Genomic DNA, 20,158 nt, shown 5'->3' on the forward strand with positions numbered 1-20,158 from the left:
GATTAAGCGTGAGAAATAAGTGTGGAAGCACAGAGCGTCCTCTTCCTAAAAAAAACGGACCCGCTTCGCATTCCTGCGAATCAGGTCCGTTCTTATTTGTATTTTTACGGCAAGTTAATACTAATATTCTGTATTTGGTTACAGTGGACCGCATTAATAGATACGATAATTACCGCTCAGAGCCAGCAGACTGAAGAAGTACAGACAGTTGTCATAGTATCGGCGCTCACCCTGGCGCAGTGGAGTGTTCCAAAACTGGTGCACAAACTGGCTGGCATGTGGACCGTCCGCGGCCAGAGAAGCCATGGCATTGGTGGCGAGAAGTCCAACAGGATGCAGTGATGGTTCATCGAAAGGTTCACCCTCGATCGTATAACGACGATAATCGGTTACTTCAATGTCACTGAAAAATGCCTGTATGCGATTGGACTGCTCTACTTGCCAACGATCTTTGGCAAACCATTCCCAGTCAAGGGCTATGTTGGCCGCAACCCGGTAAGCGTCACTGTAAAAATGTCTGAAATCTCCATGACGTTGAGGCGGTGCGGGTGTGCCGTCAAAATTGGCGTACTCGGGTGAGAGTCCAGTCACCGGGTGACACGCTTTGTGCAGATACGCCCGGCTGGTTGCCGCAGCCTCTTTCCAAAAAGCTTGATCGCACTCATCTGCGTATTTCGCGAACAGTTCATAAAAATGGGGCAGATGATAGGATGGGTCACTAAATGGTGATTCCGGTATGAATTTGATTAATTTCGTTTCCGGGTCCCACATCGGATCGCCCTCACCGTTTTCTCCTTGATGCACGCAGGCGTGCAGTATTGTTCTCGCTTGCTCCGCATAATCATATGGAGCAGGACCATCCCCCCAGCGATTGGAGGCAAAAAAGAGGGCCATGGCAAAAAATTCTTCCCCGTCTGGAGCAGGTCCTTGTGATATCCGCGTGCCGTCAGGTTTGCAATGCCATGCAAAATAATCCTTGTATCGGCCATCGGTATGCTGCATGAACGTTTTCGAGAAATTCCAGAGTCGATCGAATTCTTCTTTTTTGTCCATTTGCACAGCCATCATCATGCCATAGGACATGCCTTCCGAGCGAACATCGAGATTGCCGGTATCGAGGAAGTATCCTTTGTCCTCATCCATGGGGTAATATATTCGCGTATCGGGTTCACCGTAGAACAATTCGGTCCAAGTGTCCTCGATTTTCGCTCTAATTTCTTCGTCGGTGTAGCCGTTTTCCAAAAACAGATTTCTGTATTTTGAAGTATTGTAAGCGCCTTCAAATAGGTGTGACAATTTCTTTCCTCCTTAGTCGATCATACTCGCTACAGTATATCATGCGAATTAGTGATCAAATTAAAGCCTTATCCCGAAAAATTATAGTATATCCGCATGAACGATTGGCTTGGAGAAAAATATGCGCAATAATCCAATGGTGTCATATCGAAGTGGATTTTCCAATGAATCATCTCTATCGAATCTACACGTCATGAAAGAGTACTGATCTGCTGGAATAAATCATTTTCTTTCCTTATTTGGATGTTTAAAATTAGATCAAACTCTTACAAATTTCATCGGATATTTTAGTGGAGGTGCACAATGAAAGAATCGATTCAAAGAGATCATCGATTATGGTACAGCAAACCTGCGAAGGTGTGGAACGAGGCTTTGCCAATCGGGAATGGTCGTCTCGGTGCAATGATATTTGGAGGCGTAGCTGAGGAGCGCTTGCAGTTGAACGAGGACTCGATGTGGTATGGTGGGCCACGTGATCGTAATAACGAAGATGCACTGCCTAATCTGCCGCATATCCGCAAGTTAATTACAGAAGGGAAACTTCGTGAGGCTGAAGAGCTTGCGTCCATGACGATGGGCGGGCTTCCGGAAGCGCAGCGACATTACCTGCCACTTGGCGAACTGCAGTTATCATTCGGCCATCATGATGGTCCTGTCGATGACTATGTTCGGGAGCTTGATTTGGACCGGGGTGTCTCCAGAGTTAGCTACCGAATCAATGAAATCCGTTATACACGCGAGTTGTTTGCCAGCTATCCCGATCAAGCCATCATCATTCGAATTTCTGCAGATCAGAAAAATGCCGTATCAGTTAAAGCCCGATTTAATCGACAGAATTGGAGGTATTTGGAGAAAACAAAAAAGTGGGAGCAGAGTGGACTCATCATGCGTGGTGAATGCGGCGGTAAAAACGGTAGTTCGTTTGCAGCTGTTTTGAAAGCGATACCAAATGAAGGTACCTGCCGGCTCCTTGGCGAGTACCTGCTGGTGGAGAACGCGAGCTCGGTCACGCTGATGCTTGCTGCGGGAACGACTTTCCGTCAGGAAGATCCGGAATTATACAGTGAATTTCACGTGGAAGAGCTTAGTCGGACTCCTTATGATACGTTGCTTGCACGGCATACATCGGATTATTGTGAACTGTACAACAGGGTTACATTGAATCTGACCAAAAGGTCTAATCACAATGATCTTCCGACGGATGAGAGATTAGAACAGTTCCAAAAAGGAGAAGACGACCCTGGATTGATCGAAACCTATTATCAGTTTGGTCGTTATCTGCTCATTTCCTCCAGCCGGCCCGGGTCTTTGCCTGCAAATCTACAAGGCATATGGAATGACAGTTTTACACCGCCATGGGACAGTAAATTCACCATTAATATTAACGCACAAATGAATTACTGGCTGGCCGAAAACTGTAATCTCTCAGAGTGTCACGAGCCATTGTTCGATCTGATTGAGAGAATGCGGGAGCCGGGCCGAATTACGGCACGGGTAATGTATAATTGCCGCGGGTTTACGGCCCATCACAATACGGACATATGGGCAGATACGGCCCCTCAGGATACCTATCTTCCAGCTTCCTTCTGGCCATTGGGTGCTGCTTGGTTATGTTTGCATTTATGGGAGCATTATCGTTATAGCCAGGATCGCCTATTTTTGGAACAGGCTTATGAAACGATGAAGGAATCTGCCCAATTTCTCCTTGATTATCTGATCGAGGATGCACAAGGCCGCCTCATTACCAGTCCATCTGTCTCTCCCGAGAACAGTTACAAGCTGCCAAGCGGTGAAATTGGGGTGCTTTGCGCAGGTGCATCAATGGATTTTCAGATCATAGAAGCTTTGTTCACTGCTTGCATCCGCAGTGCCGAGTTGATCGGTAGAGACCATTCATTCCAGAAAGAACTGGCTGCTGCCCTGAAGCGAATTCCGAAGCCGCAAATCGGCAAACTCGGGCAAATTCAGGAATGGATGGAGGATTATGAGGAAGTGGAGCCGGGACACCGCCACATCTCGCATCTATTCGGGCTGTATCCAGGAGAACTGTTCACTCCAGAACATACGCCGGAACTCGCGGAGGCTGCACGTACCACGCTGGAACGCAGGCTGGACAATGGTGGGGGACACACAGGCTGGAGCCGGGCCTGGATCATTCATTTCTGGGCAAGGCTTCAGGATGGTCAGAAGGCTTACGAAAATGTCAGGGCTCTCTTGGAGCACTCCACGTTGCCCAATCTGTTTGACAATCATCCGCCGTTTCAGATTGACGGTAACTTTGGTGGATCATCGGGAATTGCCGAGATGTTAATGCAGAGTCACACCGACGTGATCCGGCTTCTGCCTGCCTTACCTTCCAGCTGGTGTGAAGGGAGTGTCAAGGGGCTCAGAGCCCGAGGTGGCTACACACTTGACTTCTCCTGGATGATGGGGAAAGTGACGGAAGTCACCGTAAAAAGTACAACTGATGGACTTTGTCAGTTGGAAGGCCCTGGACTTGAGAATATTTCCTTCAATGCAGAAGCCGGACAATCGTATACTTTTGCTTAAGCCAATTTCGTTCAACCTGTTGTCATTAGGCCAACTATCAAATGATTAAAACTATACTTTGTCAGGTAACGACATAGCATTTATCAGGTTGTTGAGTTCAACTGTGAGCGTTACACTTTGATTAGCCAAATAAAATTTCACTTGAGTATATGACATGACTCTTATCTACCGGGGAGAGGATGATTTCCCATGCAAGACACCCGTGAGCCTCATTTGGACTTTGAATCAAAGGCTTATCGTGAGTTAATTTCGAAATCGTTGTTGAATAAAGGGCATAACGCCAGACTGAAAAGGGCTATTGAGAAAACAAAACGAGGTGAGCCAGTAACGATTGCTTACATCGGTGGCTCTATTACCCAAGGTGCCGGGGCTGAACCGATTCATACGAGTTGTTACGCTTACCGATCCTTTGGCCTTTTCAGGAACATGTTTGCTCCAACAAGCAACGTTCCTTTACGTTTTATTAAAGCTGGTCTAGGCGGCACACCTTCCGAGCTTGGAATCATCCGTTATGATCGGGATGTCCTTAGAGAAGGAACAGCCCTGCCAGACATTGTCATTGTGGAGTTCGCGGTGAACGATGCCGATGATGAGACCCAAGGAACATGTTATGAGAGTCTTGTGCTCAAAGCTCTTGGAGCTGACAATGATCCTGCTGTCATACTGCTGTTCAGTGTGTTTGAGAACGACTGGAATTTGCAGGATCGATTGGCGCCTGTAGGTTGGCATTATAACCTCCCGATGGTTAGTGTGAAGGATGCTGTTGTGGATCAGTTTCAACTTACGCCAGAGGATGGAGGGATCATTTCCAGAGAGCAATTCTTCCACGATATCTATCACCCGAGCAATGCCGGGCATCACATCATGGCCGATTGTCTAAGCTGGTTGTTCGATGTAACGAATCATTCTGATCTGGACAGAGAGAGTCATGTAATAGATAAACCACCGCTAATCGGGAATGAATTTGTGGATGTGAAGCTCCTGGATCGACTGAATGAAGATAGTGTAGCCAACATCGAGGTGGGCGGCTTTGGGAGAACGGATACGGATCTGCAAATGGCAGAGATGGATGATGACCCCTTTGGCACTCCTCATTTTCCTAATAACTGGATGCACAAGGGAAAGCGAGAGAGCGGTGATGGCAGCTTTAAGATGATCCTGTGGAGCAAACGCCTTATCCTGGTCTACAAGGACTCTGGAAGTAACGAGTTCGGGATCGCCAATATAAGAGTGGATGGTAAGCTGGTAAGAATAGCTGACCCAAGTCAAATCAACTGGACACACTGTCATGCCATGCTCCTGTTTGATGAGAAGCATGCCAGAGAGCACACCATCGAGATTGACATGGCTGAAGGTCACGAGGACAAATGCTTTACAATTCTCGGTTTTGGTTATGTCAATTAAACGCTGAATTAAGGCAAAACAGTAGATGCAAGTGCGGAGGAGGAGAAGTAGTATGTTAGCAGCAGCACCACAAGGATATGACCAATTTAGGGAGAGCATACCACGCGGAATCATTGAATTGGTGGAATACTCCTCGGCAACGGTTGGAAATTCGCGCAAAGCGATGGTGTACACGCCCCCCGGATTTTCTTCGGCAAATACGTATCATGTCCTTTATCTTTTGCATGGGATAGGAGGAGACGAAGCCGAATGGTATACCCATGGCGCTCCACAGATCATTCTTGATAATCTGTATGCTGATAACAAACTTGAGCCGATGATTGTCGTTTTCCCCAATGGTCGTGCCATGCCGAATGACAGGGCAGAAGGAGATCTGTTTGATCCTGAAAAAATACAAGCATTTGAACGTTTCGAGTTAGATCTGATTAACGATTTAATACCTTTTATCGAATCGAACTATCCGGCACGAATAGGGCGGGAAAACCGGGCAATTGCAGGTTTATCCATGGGCGGAGGCCAGTCCTTGAATATCGGATTGAATCATCTGGACCGGTTCGCATGGATTGGCGCCTTTTCTGCTGCTCCAAATACTCGAGATCCGGGGTTGCTCGTTCCAAATCCTGATGAAACTGCTGCGCGAGTAAGAAAGCTTTGGCTGTCCTGTGGGGATGAGGATAATCTCAAGCATATCAGTGATAATGTGCACGCTTATTTGACTCAACAGAACGTTCCACATATTTGGCAAGAGGAAAACGGAGGGCATGATTGGCCCGTATGGAAAAGCGGTCTGTATCAGTTTTCTCAACTCCTTTTTCAAGGATGATATAAATGAATTCTCACAAGTGGATTGCAACGGAAATCTACATAACACAATCAATATTATGTAAACTGGTAATGGCGAGTTTTGGCTTTGTCATGTTGAACGGTACTAAATCTTTCTTTGTTTAATTATTTGATGTTGAATCACCGCTAGCACACGCTGGCGGTTTTTCTATTGGTTAGATCGAAATAAATCAACATCAGTTTGACAATAATATCGCTATATCGTAATATTGTAATATATTGATTTGGGAGGAATGAGTTTGAGTACTTCTGCATTTGACAGTGACGATTTAAAACAGTTTGACGAACCGGCTAATCTACTGAAAGCTCTGTCTCACCCCATTCGCCTGTGCATTGTTCGTGGGTTGATGCGTAAAAAGAAATGTAATGTTTCATATATGCAGGAGTGCCTGGGTCTTCCGCAATCAACGGTGTCTCAGCATCTTCAGAAACTACGCAGTGCAGGTGTCGTAGCCACCGAACGCAATGGCCTTGAAGTGAATTATGTGCTGGCTGACGAACGGATTGTACAGATTATACCTATTTTATTTGGAGAGGAAGATTGTGAATCATGAGCAAAAAAATACTGATTGTTGGAGGAGTAGCAGGTGGTGCATCTGCCGCTGCACGTTTGCGGCGTCTGGATGAACATGCCGAAATTATTATATTTGAGAAAGGACCTTATATATCTTTTGCCAATTGCGGCTTACCTTATTATATTGGAGGCGCGATCGCTGACCGCGAGCGCCTTCTGGTACAGACACCTAAAGGCATGGCTGACCGCTTTCGTATTGATGTGCGAACAAAGAGTGAAATCATGGCTATTGATCCGCATAATCAAACCGTTCAGGTACAAAACCAGGAGCGGGGTGAATATGTAGAAAGCTATGACGAGTTAATTTTGTCACCGGGTGCACGTCCGATTATTCCCCATTTGCCGGGTGCAGACCATCCTCTTATTTATACCGTCCGAAGCGTACCTGATATTGATCGCATCAAGAAGCAAATAAATTCATCTAACAACCAATCTTCAATTGTTATAGGTGGAGGGTTTATCGGTGTGGAAATGGCAGAAAATTTAAAGGAGGCTGGACTGGACGTAACACTTATTGAAGGCAATGAACAACTACTAACCCCTTTTGATGCCGAACTGGCAGCAGGATTGGCACAGGAGATGGAGCAGCAAGGGGTTAATCTGCTATTTTCACAGCGTGTTCAGGGCTTTCGTACGGTCGAGAAGGGCATTGGGGTGGAACTTGCAAGTGGTGAGGTTCTAACCGCAGATTTGGTAATTCTCGCCATTGGGGTGACTCCTGATACAGCCTTTCTGAAAAGTAGCGGCATCCTGCTAGGCGAACGTGGGCATATTGTCGTTAACGAAGCGTTAGAGACGAGTCTCCCGCATATTTATGCTGTTGGTGATGCTATTGAAGTGATGGATTACATTCATGGAACAAAGACGGCCATTCCGCTCGCAGGGCCTGCGAATAAACAGGGTCGAATTGTTGCTGATCGTATTGCTGGACTTAATTCAACTTATAAAGGAACTCAAGGCACATCCATTATTAAAGTGTTTGGACTGACTGGAGCTGCAACCGGCAGTAATGAAAAAACACTAAAGCGTCTCGGCCTGGAGTATCAGACAGTGATCGTACATCCTAGTTCTCATGCATCGTATTATCCGGGTTCCAGTGCAATTACACTTAAACTGTTGTTTACACCGGCAGGAAAAATTTTGGGTGCTCAAGCGGTTGGTTATGAGGGTGTTGACAAGCGGATTGATGATATTGCCGTAGCCATTCATTTTGGAGGACATGTTAGTGATCTGACAGAGCTTGAACTAAGTTATGCGCCGCCTTATTCCTCTGCCAAAGATCCGGTAAATATGGCTGGTTATGCAGCTGATAATATCATTTCCGGTCGTGTGCATGTGTACACTTATGATCAGTTATCGTTACGCAAACCGGAGCAGTCCATATTGCTGGACGTGCGAAGTGATCTGGAACACCAAAATGGACATATTCCTGATTCATTATCCATTCCGGTCGATGAGCTTCGTCAAAGACTAGATGAATTAGATTCCTCCAAAGAAATCTGGGTTTACTGCCAAGTCGGTTTACGCGGGTATACTGCTTCGCAAATTTTGCGTCAGCATGGTTACAATGTCAAAAATTTAAGTGGGGGTTATAAAACATACCGTCAAGCGCAATTCCGACCAACGCCAGTACAAGCCATGAAGCACGAAGATCATGGCCGTCCGGGTCACAATGAACAGAGACCAGCATTAATAGGAACCTCTTCCGAACAATTAGCGTCCGGGAAATCGCTTCAAGTTGATAAAGAACTGGATGTACGTGGTTTAAGTTGTCCAGGTCCGTTAATGCAAGTCAAAAAAACCATGGATCAATTGACGGAAGGACAGGCATTACGTGTAACAGCTTCCGATCCGGGATTTTATGAAGATGTGAAAGCTTGGGCTACAATGTCAGGTTCCCCGCTGCATCAACTAGTACGAGGAAAAAATGGAACTATTGAGGCCGTCATGTCCAAAAAATCAAAGGATACTGCGGTCTCAACAGTGGAGACTGTTAACGCTGAACCTGCGAGCACTATGGTTGTCTTCAGCGGGGATCTGGACAAAGCAATTGCTTCCTTCATTATAGCTAATGGTGCAGCTGCAAGTGGACGCAAAGTTACCATGTTTTTTACATTTTGGGGTTTGAACATTATACGCAAGCCTCAAAGGCAAGCAGTCTCCAAAACGATAATAGGCCGTATGTTTGATACAATGCTGCCTCGCGGCAGCCGCAAGCTTGGCATGTCCAAAATGAATATGTTTGGTATTGGGCCAAAAGTGATCCGTGGGATTATGGGGAATAACAACATCGCTTCTCTCGAAGAGCTCATTCAAAGTGCAGCAGAGCAGGGAGTTGAAATGGTTGCCTGCCAAATGTCAATGGATTTAATGGGCATTCAACACCAGGAATTAATGGAGCAGGTTAAGATTGGTGGCGTAGGGTATTATTTGGGACAAGCAGATCATGCCAATCATAACCTCTTTATATAAATATAGTGCGCTGTAATGTATATTTGACACAAAAAGGGACAGGCGAAGCGCCTGTCCTTCCTTTATTGAAGCAACTTCCAGTAGAGGTTGTCTCATGGGTTTTGTCCTTGAATGCGGTTACGAATTAATATGGAATTGGAATCTTTCCTGTTGGTTATTCAGGAAATGTATGTGTATTTAATTTAACTGTGCTACGAATGTAGTAACACTTTGAGAAGGAAGTTGGGCAGTAAAAGTATTGCCTGTCATGTTAATCGAAGAGCCGGCTGCCAGATTCCTTGTACTGTCTGTAATCCAGGAAGATACGTTTGACGCGTTTCCGTTCTGCAATACAAACTTTTGGTTTACAGCGGAAGTTCCTCGGTTGATTGCTACGATTACTACTTTGTTGTCTCCTTTATATGCGGAGATAAACGTTTGAGTATCCGGATTTTTAGTCGCATCCACTCTTATGAAGCCTGGGCGAACAAACTTGGAGAAATGGGCCATATTATATCCCCGTTTGCTGATGGTGCCATCCTCTTTCATGGGACCGTATTGTCTACGAATGTACCACCATACATATGCCTGGAAGTCTGCCTCTACCATTGCATTATGGATGTGATAGGAGACATCCAGCGCTTCAGGCCAATTATCTGCCGAATTTGCATTACTATTGGGGTAATATACCTCTGACATCCAAAGTTCCTTTCCAGCACCTTTTTGTTTAAAAAGGGGATACGGGAAATTACTGAATTGCGTACCATACGTATGGGCACCCAGAATGTCCATGTTGGCTAGAGCTTGCGGATCATTCAGTATGGGGTCTGACATTTCTTTCAGGTAAGAGAAGGATTCGGGCGCCATTACTTTTGTACCGGTAATGGAGCCGGCATAATCTTTCATGAATCGAAGCATTTCCTGAGGCGTCCACCACGTCCAATCATGCGCATAATCCGGTTCATTTTGTACGGAGATTGCATAGAGATTAACTCCGTTGGATTTCATGTAAGAAACAAAGTCGTTCAGGTGCTGGGCATACGCAGCGTATTTGTCGTATTTAAGTCGCTTAGCCGCAGTGTCTCCATTGCGATTGAATGTTTCAACCATATCACTGGGAGGATTCCATGGTGAGGCAAAGACGATGGCGCCTTGTTCAATGGCTCGTTTTGCCGTTGGTATTTCTTTATACCAATTGTTCTTGTTTTCATCAATATACATGCGCAGGATGGAGAACCCCAGCTGATTCTGTCCATTACCAAAAGCCGTATCTCTTTGTGAAGACGTCAAATCTCCGATCCAGGCGGGGTGATTAATTCCTCCAAACCCCTTGATCAGCTGCTTTTGAGAGGATAAGTTTACAGTAACATCGCTTGCGGCCGAGACTTGGATCGGCGTCAACATAAGCGGCAGGGCAGTAAGGCAGGCCAAAAGAATGTTGATCGATTTCTTCAACTTGAATAACAACATGTACATCCTCCTCTTAAAATGAATTTATCAATCGGACAAGCAAAGAAATGATATGATATGCTTGTTTTGGACATTGACTTGCTTTAAATCACCTCCTTTCATACTTGGAAGAAAATTTCGCATGATTTATATTTTTTTGTATATTTATGAATTTAATTCTATTAAAAAATACAAAGGAATTAAACCGGATAAATTCCAGTTATTTGTGTAATGCAAAAGACCACTTATTTTCGTAATTCCCTTGGGAGAAGGAGTTGAATTTCAGGAAACTAAGGGGATTTCTTTGAAAAGAGGGGAACTTCCATTGTCATACAGAGGAAGATTCATAGAAGATGTTACAGGCAAATCAGGAGTGAACAAATGAAAGGAATAAATTTATTTTTTTTGATCCCTTGATTTTTTTAAAAGTATCTGATATCGTAAGACCTGTGATTTTGGAAAGCAGATGTATCGACATTAATCAGGTCTTTCCAGCAGATAATTTTTGACCACTCCTTCCAAGGAAGTTAAGGCCATACGGACAGCCGGGTCAAACGCCGATTGGCAACTTATGTTGCCTTATTGATTGAGTTAAAAGCTCAAATTTTATAAGTTGGTTACTTTACAACCAGTGCATCTGCACATCAACTTGTGAAACGGTCAATAAGAGTGGTAAAGGCGAATTATTTGCTATATAGACTCTGATCTGATATTGATATACATGATGAAGCTTTCCACTAGAGGGGTTCTTTTGAACTTTTTTAGTTATGGAGACTTTGCGTCTTTTTTATGATGTATATCGACAAGCAAGTGTGATGATGCGCGATTGTGGCATTTTTCACCTTGCTTTTTTTGTTGGTTCAGAACGGGCGGAAGTTGAAAAATGAGAAAAATAATGAAATTAATTTAAAAAAATTCATATTGGGTTAGGAGAATGGAAAATGGGAAAAGCACTAATCATCGGCGCCGGTGGCGTAGCTTCAGTAGCGGTTCATAAATGCGTTCAAAACAGCGAAGTATTTGAGGAAATTTGCATCGCAAGTCGTACAAAATCCAAATGTGACGATCTCAAAGCCAAACTGGACGGCGGCAAAACAAAAATTACGACAGCTCAAGTGGACGCTGATAACGTTGACGAACTGATCGCCCTCATCAACGAAGTTAAACCGGATATCGTCATGAACCTGGCATTGCCTTACCAGGACCTGACAATCATGGATGCTTGCCTTGCAACTAAAACCAATTACATGGATACAGCGAACTATGAGCCAGAAGATACAGCGAAATTCGAATATAGCTGGCAATGGGATTACAAAGAGCGTTTCGAAAAAGCCGGTATTACGGCACTGCTCGGCAGTGGATTTGACCCAGGCGTAACTGGCGTATTCTCTGCTTATGCCTTGAAACACTATTTTGACGAGATTGAATATATTGATATTCTGGACTGCAACGGCGGCGATCACGGCTATCCGTTCGCAACCAATTTCAACCCTGAAATCAATATCCGTGAAGTTTCGGCAAACGGAAGATATTGGGAAAATGGTGAATGGATCGAAACAAAACCGATGGAAATTAAACGTGTCTATGACTTCAAGGAAGTTGGCGAAAAAGACATGTATCTGCTATATCATGAAGAGCTGGAGTCCCTGGCCAAAAATATGCCTGGTCTGAAACGCATTCGTTTCTTCATGACATTTGGCCAAAGCTACCTTACACACCTGAAAGCACTTGAAAATGTGGGCATGACATCGATCGAGCCTATCGAATTCGAAGGCAAACAAATCATTCCGCTGCAATTCCTGAAGGCGGTATTGCCAGATCCGGCGTCTCTGGGACCACGGACTGTAGGCAAAACGAACATTGGTTGCATCTTCAAAGGCAAAAAAGACGGCCAAGACAAAACGTACTACGTGTATAACATTTGCGATCACCAAGAATGCTACAAAGAGGTTGGTTCCCAAGCGATTTCTTACACCACTGGCGTTCCGGCCATGATTGGTGCAGCAATGGTGATGACTGGCAAATGGAACAAACCAGGCGTATACAACGTGGAAGAGTTCAACCCGGATCCGTTCATGGAAGAATTGAACAAATGGGGACTTCCATGGGTTGAAGATTTCAATCCGGTACTCGTTGACGAACTGCCGGAAGAAGTCAAGGAATCGGAGCTCGTTCGTTAAGATGCGTTTCGAGCAATTACCGACGCCATGCTTTGTTGTTGACGAGGGACTTATCGAGAGAAATCTCAAAATTCTGAACGGTGTCATGCAACGTACAGGAGCCAAAATCGTGCTGGCTCAGAAAGCTTTTTCCATGACCACGATGTATCCGCTCATTGGAGAATACCTGAGCGGTGCAACGGCTAGCGGGCTGTATGAAGCCCGCCTGGGTCATGAGGAGATGGGCAAGGAGAACCATGTTTTTGCCCCGGCCTATCGCGAAGATGAGATCGATGAAATCCTTTCGATTTCCGATCATATTATTTTTAATTCATTCTCCCAACTGGAGAAATTCAAGGACAAAGCACTTCAGGCTGGCCGAAAAGTGGGTCTCCGTATTAATCCTGAATGCTCGACTCAGGAGGGTCATGAGATTTACGATCCATGTTCTCCTGGTTCAAGGTTCGGTGCCAAGCACGAAGATTTCCGGGCGGAGTTGCTGGAAGGTGTATCCGGACTACACTTCCATACATTGTGCCAACAAAATTCCGATGATCTGGAAACGACGTTGAATGCAGTAGAAGAGAAGTTTGGACAATGGCTGCCTCAAATGGAGTGGATCAACTTCGGCGGTGGTCACCATATCACACGCGAAGATTATGACATTCCAAGACTGGAAGCATGTATCAAACGGATGCAGGAAAAGTATGGTCTGGAAGTATATCTGGAGCCTGGCGAGGCCGTTGCGCTGAATGCGGGGTTCCTGGTAACTTCCGTACTTGATTTCCATAAGAATGGAATGGATATTGCCATTCTGGATACCTCGGCCACTTGTCATATGCCAGACGTACTTGAGATGCCATATCGCCCTCCACTTATCGGTTCGGGAGAAGCAGGGGAGAAAGCCCACCTGTACCGACTTGGCGGTCAAACCTGCCTGTCAGGTGATGTGATCGGCGATTATTCATTTGACCAACCACTGAAGACGGGTGACAGGTTAGTATTTGAGGACATGGCGATTTATTCCATGGTCAAAACGAATACGTTCAACGGCATGCCGTTACCAGCTATTGCTGTGAAAAGAAAAGATGGCGATTGCGAAGTGGTTCGTGAGTTTGGCTATCAGGATTTTAAAATGAGATTGGCATAAATGATTAAACACACAACCGGATTCGATACCAGAATCCGGTTCTTTGTGCTGTAAAGCAGCGATCAAACAAGCAAAGTATAGTTACATTTTGAATTTCATGCATAAGCAACACGCTCTTATGGAAAACTTCAGTAGTGCGTATAAATAGCATGATTCCATTTATGGGAGGTGACAAATATGAGCAAACCGGATAATCGTAAGGATAACGTAGAGCACTTGCAAAACGCCGTTCAAAACACGATCGAAAATTACCGGGAAGCGAAGGATTATCTCGAGGAATTCGGAGATGAAATTTCAGGACAGGAAAAAGCGCAAATCGAGGAAAAAAATGAACGCCGTAAACATAGCATTTCCGGATTCAGAGAAGAAATTCAAGATGAATCCAAACACCAGCAAAACTCATAAATATGATTTCTTGGAGGTTAACATATGGCAGACCAAGATCCGCAGGAGCTTCTTAAGCAAAAACACGAGCTGGATGAGCAAAAAAGGCAGTTCACCAATTTTTCACGAGTTGTTTCTGGCCCGGGTGAGGTAGAAGCAGGTCAGGAATTTAGTCATGACCGCGTGCCTGATGATCAAAACCGTATGAAATCTGTCGAGAACAAACGTGCTTGATCCCAAATAACTAAAATAAGGCTATATGAATAAGCTGATCCTTTTCTGGATCGGCTTATTTGTTTTACTTAAAACTAATGACGATTAATTTGCAAACGTAGTGACAATTATTATAGACTATTTCCTATCGGTTAAATGTCCAAGGGGGAAAAGGAATGAATCAAAGGAACACGCAAAAATCAAACAAACTGAAAATCATCTCGAAAGTGTTATTGATTATGATTGGGGCTTTTATAACCTCATATGGTCTTGAAGCCGTATTAATTCCCAACAATGTCTCAGATGGTGGTGTAACAGGTCTGAGTATCGTTGGTTCTAAACTGTTTGGTTTACCTTTAGGGATGCTGATTGGTGTAATCAACATTCCATTTGTCTGGTTAGGCTATAAACAAATAGGTAAAAGTTTCGCGATTTATTCCATTATCGGTATTGCCTCGCTAGCCGTTGGTACAAGCCTTATGCACCATGTGCCAACGATTATACAAGGAGATACCTTGTTAATTACCGTCGTGGGCGGGATTATCATCGGTTTTGGTATGGGTTTGGCGTTGCGTAATGGTGGGGCTTTGGATGGAATAGATATGCTGGCTGTTCTGCTTTCGCGAAAATTACCTTTTGGAACCAGTGATCTAATCTTATTCTTGAACATGTTTGTCTTTATTGTCGTTTCAACCGTATTTGGTCTGCAAGGGGCTATCCTGTCCGCACTTGCATATTACATCGCTTCCAAAGTGATTCATATTGTTGAAGAAGGATTGAGCGGCTCCAAAACCTTTAAAATCATCACAAATCAACCTGAAATCATGGTGGAAACCATTCGTGACCGTTTGGGTCGTGGAGCAACCTATACCGATGCTTATGGCGGTTACTCCAATGAACAATTCAAAGAAATTACTTGTGTAATCAACCGTATGGAAGAAAGCAAGATCAAAGATATCATTCATGAAATTGACCCCAATGCTTTTATTGTAGTCTACGATGTAGCCGAAGTTAAGGGCGGTAATTTTAAAAAGAAAGATATCCATTAATCACTAAAATAATGCGTTGGCAGAGAAGTTCTCTCGTCAGCGCATTATTTATTGAAATCCTATACAGTGGACCTGGTTCAGATCTTTGGATTGACTTTGCCCCCTAAACATCTTGGGTTTTATAATCGAGCACGGTTCTTTTCCTATAACATATTCGCGTTTCGGAATTTCCGAAAATCTTTGGGTGTTCTTTGATGATGTTTTTTAAAAGACTGAATGAAGTTGTTTACATGGTTAAAACCGACTCTGTTAGCTATTTCGGTAATCGTATAATCTGTAGAAATTAATAACTCGATGCTCTTCTTGATCCGGTATTTAATTAAATAATCATAGGCTGTCATATGAATGGTTTTCTTAAAACTACGATTGCACTCTGATACACTTAAGTGGACTACATCAGCGATTTCTTGCAGCGTAATGCTGGTTGAGTAATTCTGATGGATGAAACTGAGCATTAATTGAAGTCGTTCTTGTTGCAACTTTACGTACTTGGGTTCTTCTTCAGAAGAAAGCGAAATATTAGAGATCAAAATTAGCCATAACTGTACCGTTTTGATAGAAACCTCGTATTCCCATCCCCACTTTTTGGTCTCAACAAATCTCTTTCTCATCTCCCGAAGCATAGAAATGATATCCCTTTGCCATTGCACATCTCCCTTGATCAGTAGCGACAATAAAGAAGAATTTGTATAAGGTGATACATAATTTTTCTCCATGGCACTGTCAGCATAAAAAGCCAACAACTTCTCAGGGAAATTAAAACTCACATACTGACCATTATGTGTGAGGTTCGTAGTCACATGAAGGACGCCCTTATTAATAAAAATAGCCTGTCCTTCATCTAGTTCATGATCCATACCATTAACTTGTATAACCAGTTTTCCATGAGTAACCAAAGTAATCTGTAGTTCTTCATGCCAATGTAAGTCATTAAATCCTCGTCCCTCAGGAATCATTTTCGAAGAAGTAGCTGTGTACATAATGTATGGAAATGAAGCATCTGGAAAGAGAATGGTCTCATGAAGTTGTTTTGACATTGAACACACTCCTCTCTAATGATGATATTTATATATAATATAGCGATATTATTAAACAAATCAATTGATAATGATGATATTATTATATCCAATCTTTGTTTTATCACTACAATCCTGTGCACAGAATTTTGGATAGAACATCTTGGAGGATTCTATGTGAACACATTTAAACCGTTGTCCCCGTCACATCCATATGTATTACTATGTATCAGCATATTGTCCATATCGCTCTCGTCTATCATGATAAAAGCCTCAGATACGCCAACTTCAGTAGCAGGGATGTACAGATTGTTTATATCGGTCATCGTGATGCTTCCGTTTGTTCCCTGGAAAAAGCTGCGATTTATTGAGATGCGCAAAAAGGATTGGGGAATTGTTTTTTTAGCTGGTCTTTTTCTAGGGTTATACTTCTTATCTTGGATGGAGTCATTGGTATATACCTCTGTTGCAAGCTCCATGGTCATTTTATCATTGCAACCTTTATTCGTAATGATCGGTTCGTACTTCATTTTCAAGGAACGGGCAAATCTAGTAACTATTTTATGTTTGATCACTGCTCTTGTAGGTTCAGTCATTATAGCTTGGGGAGACATTGGGATTTCAAGAGAGGCGTTAATCGGAGATGGATTATCTTTATTAGGAACCATTCTGGTTTCGGCATACATGCTGGCAGGACAAAAAGTAAGTCATAAAATCGATGCAAATATCTACAGTGTTATTGTTTTTTCTCTTGGAGGAAGTGTCATGCTCGCCTACAGTTTGGTCCATAGTTACTCACTCACGGATTATCACGCCTCAGAATGGACGTATTTCTTTTTGCTGGCATTAATCCCTACTATTTTCGGGCAATATATTATTAATCTGCTGTTGAAATCGTTGGGTGCAGCCACTGTATCTGTAGGTATTATTGGAGAGCCTGTTATCGCTATCGTTCTTGCCTATGTATTTTTGGGAGAAACGATCTCTGTTATTCAATTCGTAGGTGGGATGATGACTTTACTCGGCATGGGTGTGTACTTTTGGGCAAAGTCTACCAGCTATACTCTTGCTAAACATCAAATTTAAAAGGAACAATGCAAAAATTCATACGAACTATAGATGAGGAGAATGTTTCATGGCAACCATTGATGACTTTTTGAAACTGGATATTCGTATTGGAACAATTATTAACGCTGAGTTTTTTGTAAAGGCAAAAGTACCTGCAATCAAACTTGAGATTGATTTTGGACAAGAGATCGGGAGAAAAAAGTCCAGTGCACAAATTACTAAAAGATACGCGGCCGAGGAACTCATAGGGAAACAAATCATAGGTATAGTTAACTTTCCTCCGCGTCGGATCGCCGGGTTTAATTCAGATGTCTTAGTTCTGGGAGGCATACCCGAAAAAGGGGATGTGGTTCTATTGAAACCAGATATTGAACTGCCTAACGGAACACCCATTGGGTGATCCACTTCCTACAATGGAATTTAAAAAAAGTTGAGCATAGTTATCTGACTATGTTGCAAACCATGTCATTTTAGGATAAATTAAATATGCGTAATTTTTTGTTGCATATACAACAAAAAAATAATAAGAGTGAGTTGACAAGTAGTTAATTCATTAAAGGAGTGACATATTGCAATGGCAGTAACAATAAAAAAATGTGATCATGAAGATTTACAAAAACTCCAAAAAATAAGTATTGAAACATTCAAAGATACATTTGAAGTCCAGAATTCCCCTGAAAACATGAAGGCTTATTTGGAAAGAGCGTTTAACGCCACACAGTTAAAGGAGGAATTATCCAATAGCCATTCAGAAATCTATTTTATCTATTTCGATGAAGATCTCGCCGGATATTTAAAGGTAAATATGAATGAAGCTCAAACCGAGAACATGGGGGATGATTCGCTGGAGATTGAAAGAATATATATCCAAAACAAATTCCAAAAACATGGGTTAGGTAAATATCTGCTCAATAAAGCTATGGAGATCGCCATAAAACATCACAAGAAGAACATTTGGCTTGGCGTCTGGGAAAAAAATGATAATGCTATTGCTTTTTATAAGAAAACGGGATTTATTCAAACTGGCACACACTCATTTTATATGGGGGATGAAGAACAAACGGATTTGATTATGGTCAAAAAACTTTAGGAAATACTGTTTAGTATCAACGGCAAACTGAGTTTTTAAGTCACTGATCTCAACTGATTAGTGACTTTTTTATAGTTCAAATGCAGATTGTAGTTGACCTAGAGTGGAATCGAGGTTGTACGGTAATCATGTTCTAGTCTTAAAAAAATATTGAAGGGTGATATGATAATGAGTAAAGACATCTTTGAAAGAGACCGTTCTGGTGAAGTCGTTTCAATTCATGACCCGGAGTTTTATAAAATTGGTGAAGCGATTGAACGTGCACAAAAGCTGATTGCAGAATTAAATACGGGGAATCATAACGCCACCAATGTTAGAGAACTGTTCAGCCAATTAACAGGAGAAATGGTGGATGGAACGTTTGAGTTGTTGCCACCATTTTACACAGACTATGGTCAAAATATCCGAGTGGGGAAAAACGTATTTATCAACCAAGGTTGCACGTTCATGGATCGAGGTGGCATAACCATTGAAGATCATGTTTTGATAGCTCCCAAAGTCAATCTCGTGACGATTAATCATCCTGTTGCACCCTCCCAAAGAAGATCCACCATTTCCAATCCCATTGTCATCAAAAAAGGGGCCTGGATTGGCATTGCGGCAACCATTATGCCCGGTGTAACCGTCGGTGAAAATTCCATTATTTCGGCAGGGGCCGTTGTGACAAAAGACGTGCCTGCCAACACCATTGTGGCTGGTATACCTGCAAAAGTGATCAAAACAATTGAAGAATAAAAAAACTTAAACAAAAGCCTAAAAGTCAACAGACTGACTTTAGGCTTTTAGTAGTTAGTATGCAGTTGTTAACGGGTAACAAAGTTCCTCATTCTATTTATTTTATGAATTTCTTCCGTTCCCGCTTCCAGTGCAGTCTTGTAATAGGAACGTTTATGTTCAATGACTTCCATCGTCTTTTTTAGTTCTTCCATCTGGGCTTCTACACTAGCCTTGCGTTCCGTAAACATATTATATCTTTCCTGCAAGGTGGAATCGCCTTCGGAGCACCATTCAATGAAATCTTTGATATCCTTGATCGGCATTCCTGTAGATTTCAAACATTGTATGATTTTCAGAAAATCGATGTCTGACTCTTTAAACTTTCGTGCTCCGCTAGGGGTACGTTCTACAAAAGGCATGAGTCCTTCCTTATCGTAGTAACGCAAGGTATACACGGTAAGATTCAATTCTTTTGCAACTTCGCTGATCGAATACGCCATTGGATTTTCTCCTTTTCGCACTTGATTAGACTTCGAGTTAACTCTAGGATCTTACGGGATTCTACCACGCTGTATGTGGGATGTCAAAGTTGACATACATCGTACAGCCCAAACAATAGATACGTTTGATTTCAAATCTTTCTGTAATGAATTTTTATAAAGATATTTGACCTAGAGTTAACTAGAGGGATTAAGATGGATTTGCAAGAGAAAAAAACAGGGATGAATTCAACGAAATTTGAATC

Annotated in this window: 18 protein-coding genes; 14 read left to right on the top strand and 4 right to left on the bottom strand. The window is 42.9% G+C overall.

Features of this window, described 5'->3' with window-relative positions; genetic code table 11:
* Positions 1-153: 153 nt before the first annotated feature.
* Positions 154-1,296 (bottom strand): family 8 glycosyl hydrolase, encoded by a 1,143-nt coding sequence (locus ACFTRD_RS11520; RefSeq protein WP_379379864.1) that lies wholly within the window; start codon positions 1,294-1,296, stop codon positions 154-156.
* 303 nt (positions 1,297-1,599) lie between these two features.
* Between ACFTRD_RS11520 and ACFTRD_RS11525 the strand changes: the two genes are divergently transcribed.
* The 5 genes from ACFTRD_RS11525 to ACFTRD_RS11545 all read left to right on the top strand — a co-directional run bounded on the left by ACFTRD_RS11525 (position 1,600) and on the right by ACFTRD_RS11545 (position 9,139).
* Positions 1,600-3,846 carry a glycoside hydrolase family 95 protein gene (locus tag ACFTRD_RS11525; RefSeq protein ID WP_379379866.1) on the top strand — a complete coding sequence of 749 codons (2,247 nt, stop codon included), beginning with the start codon at positions 1,600-1,602 and terminating at the stop codon, positions 3,844-3,846.
* Positions 3,847-4,035: 189 nt separating this feature from the next.
* Entirely contained in the window at positions 4,036-5,250 is a 1,215-nt protein-coding gene (locus ACFTRD_RS11530) for an SGNH/GDSL hydrolase family protein (protein WP_379379868.1), read from the top strand.
* A gap of 52 nt (positions 5,251-5,302) precedes the next feature.
* Positions 5,303-6,073, top strand: coding sequence for an alpha/beta hydrolase (locus tag ACFTRD_RS11535; RefSeq protein WP_379379870.1), 771 nt, complete (start codon positions 5,303-5,305; stop codon positions 6,071-6,073).
* Between the two features lie 253 nt (positions 6,074-6,326).
* Positions 6,327-6,647: an ArsR/SmtB family transcription factor gene (locus ACFTRD_RS11540; RefSeq protein ID WP_192267130.1), complete on the top strand. Its 321-nt coding sequence runs from the start codon at positions 6,327-6,329 to the stop codon at positions 6,645-6,647.
* On the top strand, positions 6,644-9,139 hold the full coding sequence (locus ACFTRD_RS11545; RefSeq protein WP_379379872.1) for an FAD-dependent oxidoreductase: 2,496 nt from the start codon (positions 6,644-6,646) through the stop codon (positions 9,137-9,139). Before ACFTRD_RS11540 ends, ACFTRD_RS11545 begins: the two co-directional genes overlap by 4 nt.
* A gap of 177 nt (positions 9,140-9,316) precedes the next feature.
* Here ACFTRD_RS11545 and xynC read toward each other — a convergent pair whose 3' ends face one another.
* Positions 9,317-10,588, bottom strand: a complete 1,272-nt coding sequence (xynC, locus tag ACFTRD_RS11550) for a glucuronoarabinoxylan endo-1,4-beta-xylanase XynC (RefSeq protein WP_379379874.1) — start codon at positions 10,586-10,588, stop codon at positions 9,317-9,319.
* 920 nt (positions 10,589-11,508) lie between these two features.
* Between xynC and ACFTRD_RS11555 the strand changes: the two genes are divergently transcribed.
* The 5 genes from ACFTRD_RS11555 to ACFTRD_RS11575 all read left to right on the top strand — a co-directional run bounded on the left by ACFTRD_RS11555 (position 11,509) and on the right by ACFTRD_RS11575 (position 15,522).
* Positions 11,509-12,747, top strand: coding sequence for a saccharopine dehydrogenase family protein (locus ACFTRD_RS11555; protein WP_062319327.1), 1,239 nt, complete (start codon positions 11,509-11,511; stop codon positions 12,745-12,747).
* A gap of 1 nt (position 12,748) precedes the next feature.
* Positions 12,749-13,876: a carboxynorspermidine decarboxylase gene (gene nspC, locus ACFTRD_RS11560; protein WP_379379876.1), complete on the top strand. Its 1,128-nt coding sequence runs from the start codon at positions 12,749-12,751 to the stop codon at positions 13,874-13,876.
* 177 nt (positions 13,877-14,053) lie between these two features.
* Positions 14,054-14,281, top strand: a complete 228-nt coding sequence (gene tlp / locus ACFTRD_RS11565) for a small acid-soluble spore protein Tlp (protein WP_379379878.1) — start codon at positions 14,054-14,056, stop codon at positions 14,279-14,281.
* Between the two features lie 24 nt (positions 14,282-14,305).
* On the top strand, positions 14,306-14,494 hold the full coding sequence (locus ACFTRD_RS11570; protein WP_379379880.1) for a hypothetical protein: 189 nt from the start codon (positions 14,306-14,308) through the stop codon (positions 14,492-14,494).
* 155 nt (positions 14,495-14,649) lie between these two features.
* Positions 14,650-15,522, top strand: coding sequence for a YitT family protein (locus ACFTRD_RS11575; RefSeq protein ID WP_062319334.1), 873 nt, complete (start codon positions 14,650-14,652; stop codon positions 15,520-15,522).
* Positions 15,523-15,665: 143 nt separating this feature from the next.
* On the opposite strand, the gene ACFTRD_RS11580 is transcribed toward ACFTRD_RS11575, so the two are convergent.
* Positions 15,666-16,559 (bottom strand): AraC family transcriptional regulator, encoded by an 894-nt coding sequence (locus ACFTRD_RS11580; RefSeq protein WP_379379882.1) that lies wholly within the window; start codon positions 16,557-16,559, stop codon positions 15,666-15,668.
* A gap of 156 nt (positions 16,560-16,715) precedes the next feature.
* On the opposite strand from ACFTRD_RS11580, the gene ACFTRD_RS11585 reads away from it, so the two are divergent.
* From ACFTRD_RS11585 to ACFTRD_RS11600, 4 genes are all read left to right on the top strand, one after another.
* Positions 16,716-17,624, top strand: a complete 909-nt coding sequence (locus ACFTRD_RS11585; RefSeq protein ID WP_379379884.1) for a DMT family transporter — start codon at positions 16,716-16,718, stop codon at positions 17,622-17,624.
* 49 nt (positions 17,625-17,673) lie between these two features.
* Entirely contained in the window at positions 17,674-18,006 is a 333-nt protein-coding gene (csaA, locus tag ACFTRD_RS11590) for a chaperone CsaA (protein ID WP_379379886.1), read from the top strand.
* 174 nt (positions 18,007-18,180) lie between these two features.
* Positions 18,181-18,696 (top strand): spermidine/spermine N(1)-acetyltransferase, encoded by a 516-nt coding sequence (paiA, locus tag ACFTRD_RS11595; protein ID WP_379379888.1) that lies wholly within the window; start codon positions 18,181-18,183, stop codon positions 18,694-18,696.
* A gap of 168 nt (positions 18,697-18,864) precedes the next feature.
* On the top strand, positions 18,865-19,431 hold the full coding sequence (locus ACFTRD_RS11600; RefSeq protein WP_379379890.1) for a sugar O-acetyltransferase: 567 nt from the start codon (positions 18,865-18,867) through the stop codon (positions 19,429-19,431).
* Between the two features lie 68 nt (positions 19,432-19,499).
* On the opposite strand, the gene ACFTRD_RS11605 is transcribed toward ACFTRD_RS11600, so the two are convergent.
* A complete protein-coding gene (locus tag ACFTRD_RS11605; protein ID WP_379379892.1) occupies positions 19,500-19,913 on the bottom strand; it encodes a MerR family transcriptional regulator in 414 nt (137 codons plus the stop codon).
* Positions 19,914-20,158 lie beyond the last annotated feature (245 nt).

Source organism: Paenibacillus sp. NPDC056933 (assembly GCF_042674385.1).
GTDB lineage: Bacteria > Bacillota > Bacilli > Paenibacillales > Paenibacillaceae > Paenibacillus.

Coding starts and splice junctions, on each gene's coding strand:
- ACFTRD_RS11525 (WP_379379866.1), top strand. CDS start 1,600: ATGAAAGAATCGATTCAAAGAGATCATCGATTATGGTACAGCAAACCT.
- ACFTRD_RS11530 (WP_379379868.1), top strand. CDS start 4,036: ATGCAAGACACCCGTGAGCCTCATTTGGACTTTGAATCAAAGGCTTAT.
- ACFTRD_RS11535 (WP_379379870.1), top strand. CDS start 5,303: ATGTTAGCAGCAGCACCACAAGGATATGACCAATTTAGGGAGAGCATA.
- ACFTRD_RS11540 (WP_192267130.1), top strand. CDS start 6,327: ATGAGTTTGAGTACTTCTGCATTTGACAGTGACGATTTAAAACAGTTT.
- ACFTRD_RS11545 (WP_379379872.1), top strand. CDS start 6,644: ATGAGCAAAAAAATACTGATTGTTGGAGGAGTAGCAGGTGGTGCATCT.
- xynC (WP_379379874.1), bottom strand. CDS start 10,588: ATGTTGTTATTCAAGTTGAAGAAATCGATCAACATTCTTTTGGCCTGC.
- ACFTRD_RS11555 (WP_062319327.1), top strand. CDS start 11,509: ATGGGAAAAGCACTAATCATCGGCGCCGGTGGCGTAGCTTCAGTAGCG.
- nspC (WP_379379876.1), top strand. CDS start 12,749: ATGCGTTTCGAGCAATTACCGACGCCATGCTTTGTTGTTGACGAGGGA.
- tlp (WP_379379878.1), top strand. CDS start 14,054: ATGAGCAAACCGGATAATCGTAAGGATAACGTAGAGCACTTGCAAAAC.
- ACFTRD_RS11570 (WP_379379880.1), top strand. CDS start 14,306: ATGGCAGACCAAGATCCGCAGGAGCTTCTTAAGCAAAAACACGAGCTG.
- ACFTRD_RS11575 (WP_062319334.1), top strand. CDS start 14,650: ATGAATCAAAGGAACACGCAAAAATCAAACAAACTGAAAATCATCTCG.
- ACFTRD_RS11580 (WP_379379882.1), bottom strand. CDS start 16,559: ATGTCAAAACAACTTCATGAGACCATTCTCTTTCCAGATGCTTCATTT.
- csaA (WP_379379886.1), top strand. CDS start 17,674: ATGGCAACCATTGATGACTTTTTGAAACTGGATATTCGTATTGGAACA.
- paiA (WP_379379888.1), top strand. CDS start 18,181: ATGGCAGTAACAATAAAAAAATGTGATCATGAAGATTTACAAAAACTC.
- ACFTRD_RS11600 (WP_379379890.1), top strand. CDS start 18,865: ATGAGTAAAGACATCTTTGAAAGAGACCGTTCTGGTGAAGTCGTTTCA.
- ACFTRD_RS11605 (WP_379379892.1), bottom strand. CDS start 19,913: ATGGCGTATTCGATCAGCGAAGTTGCAAAAGAATTGAATCTTACCGTG.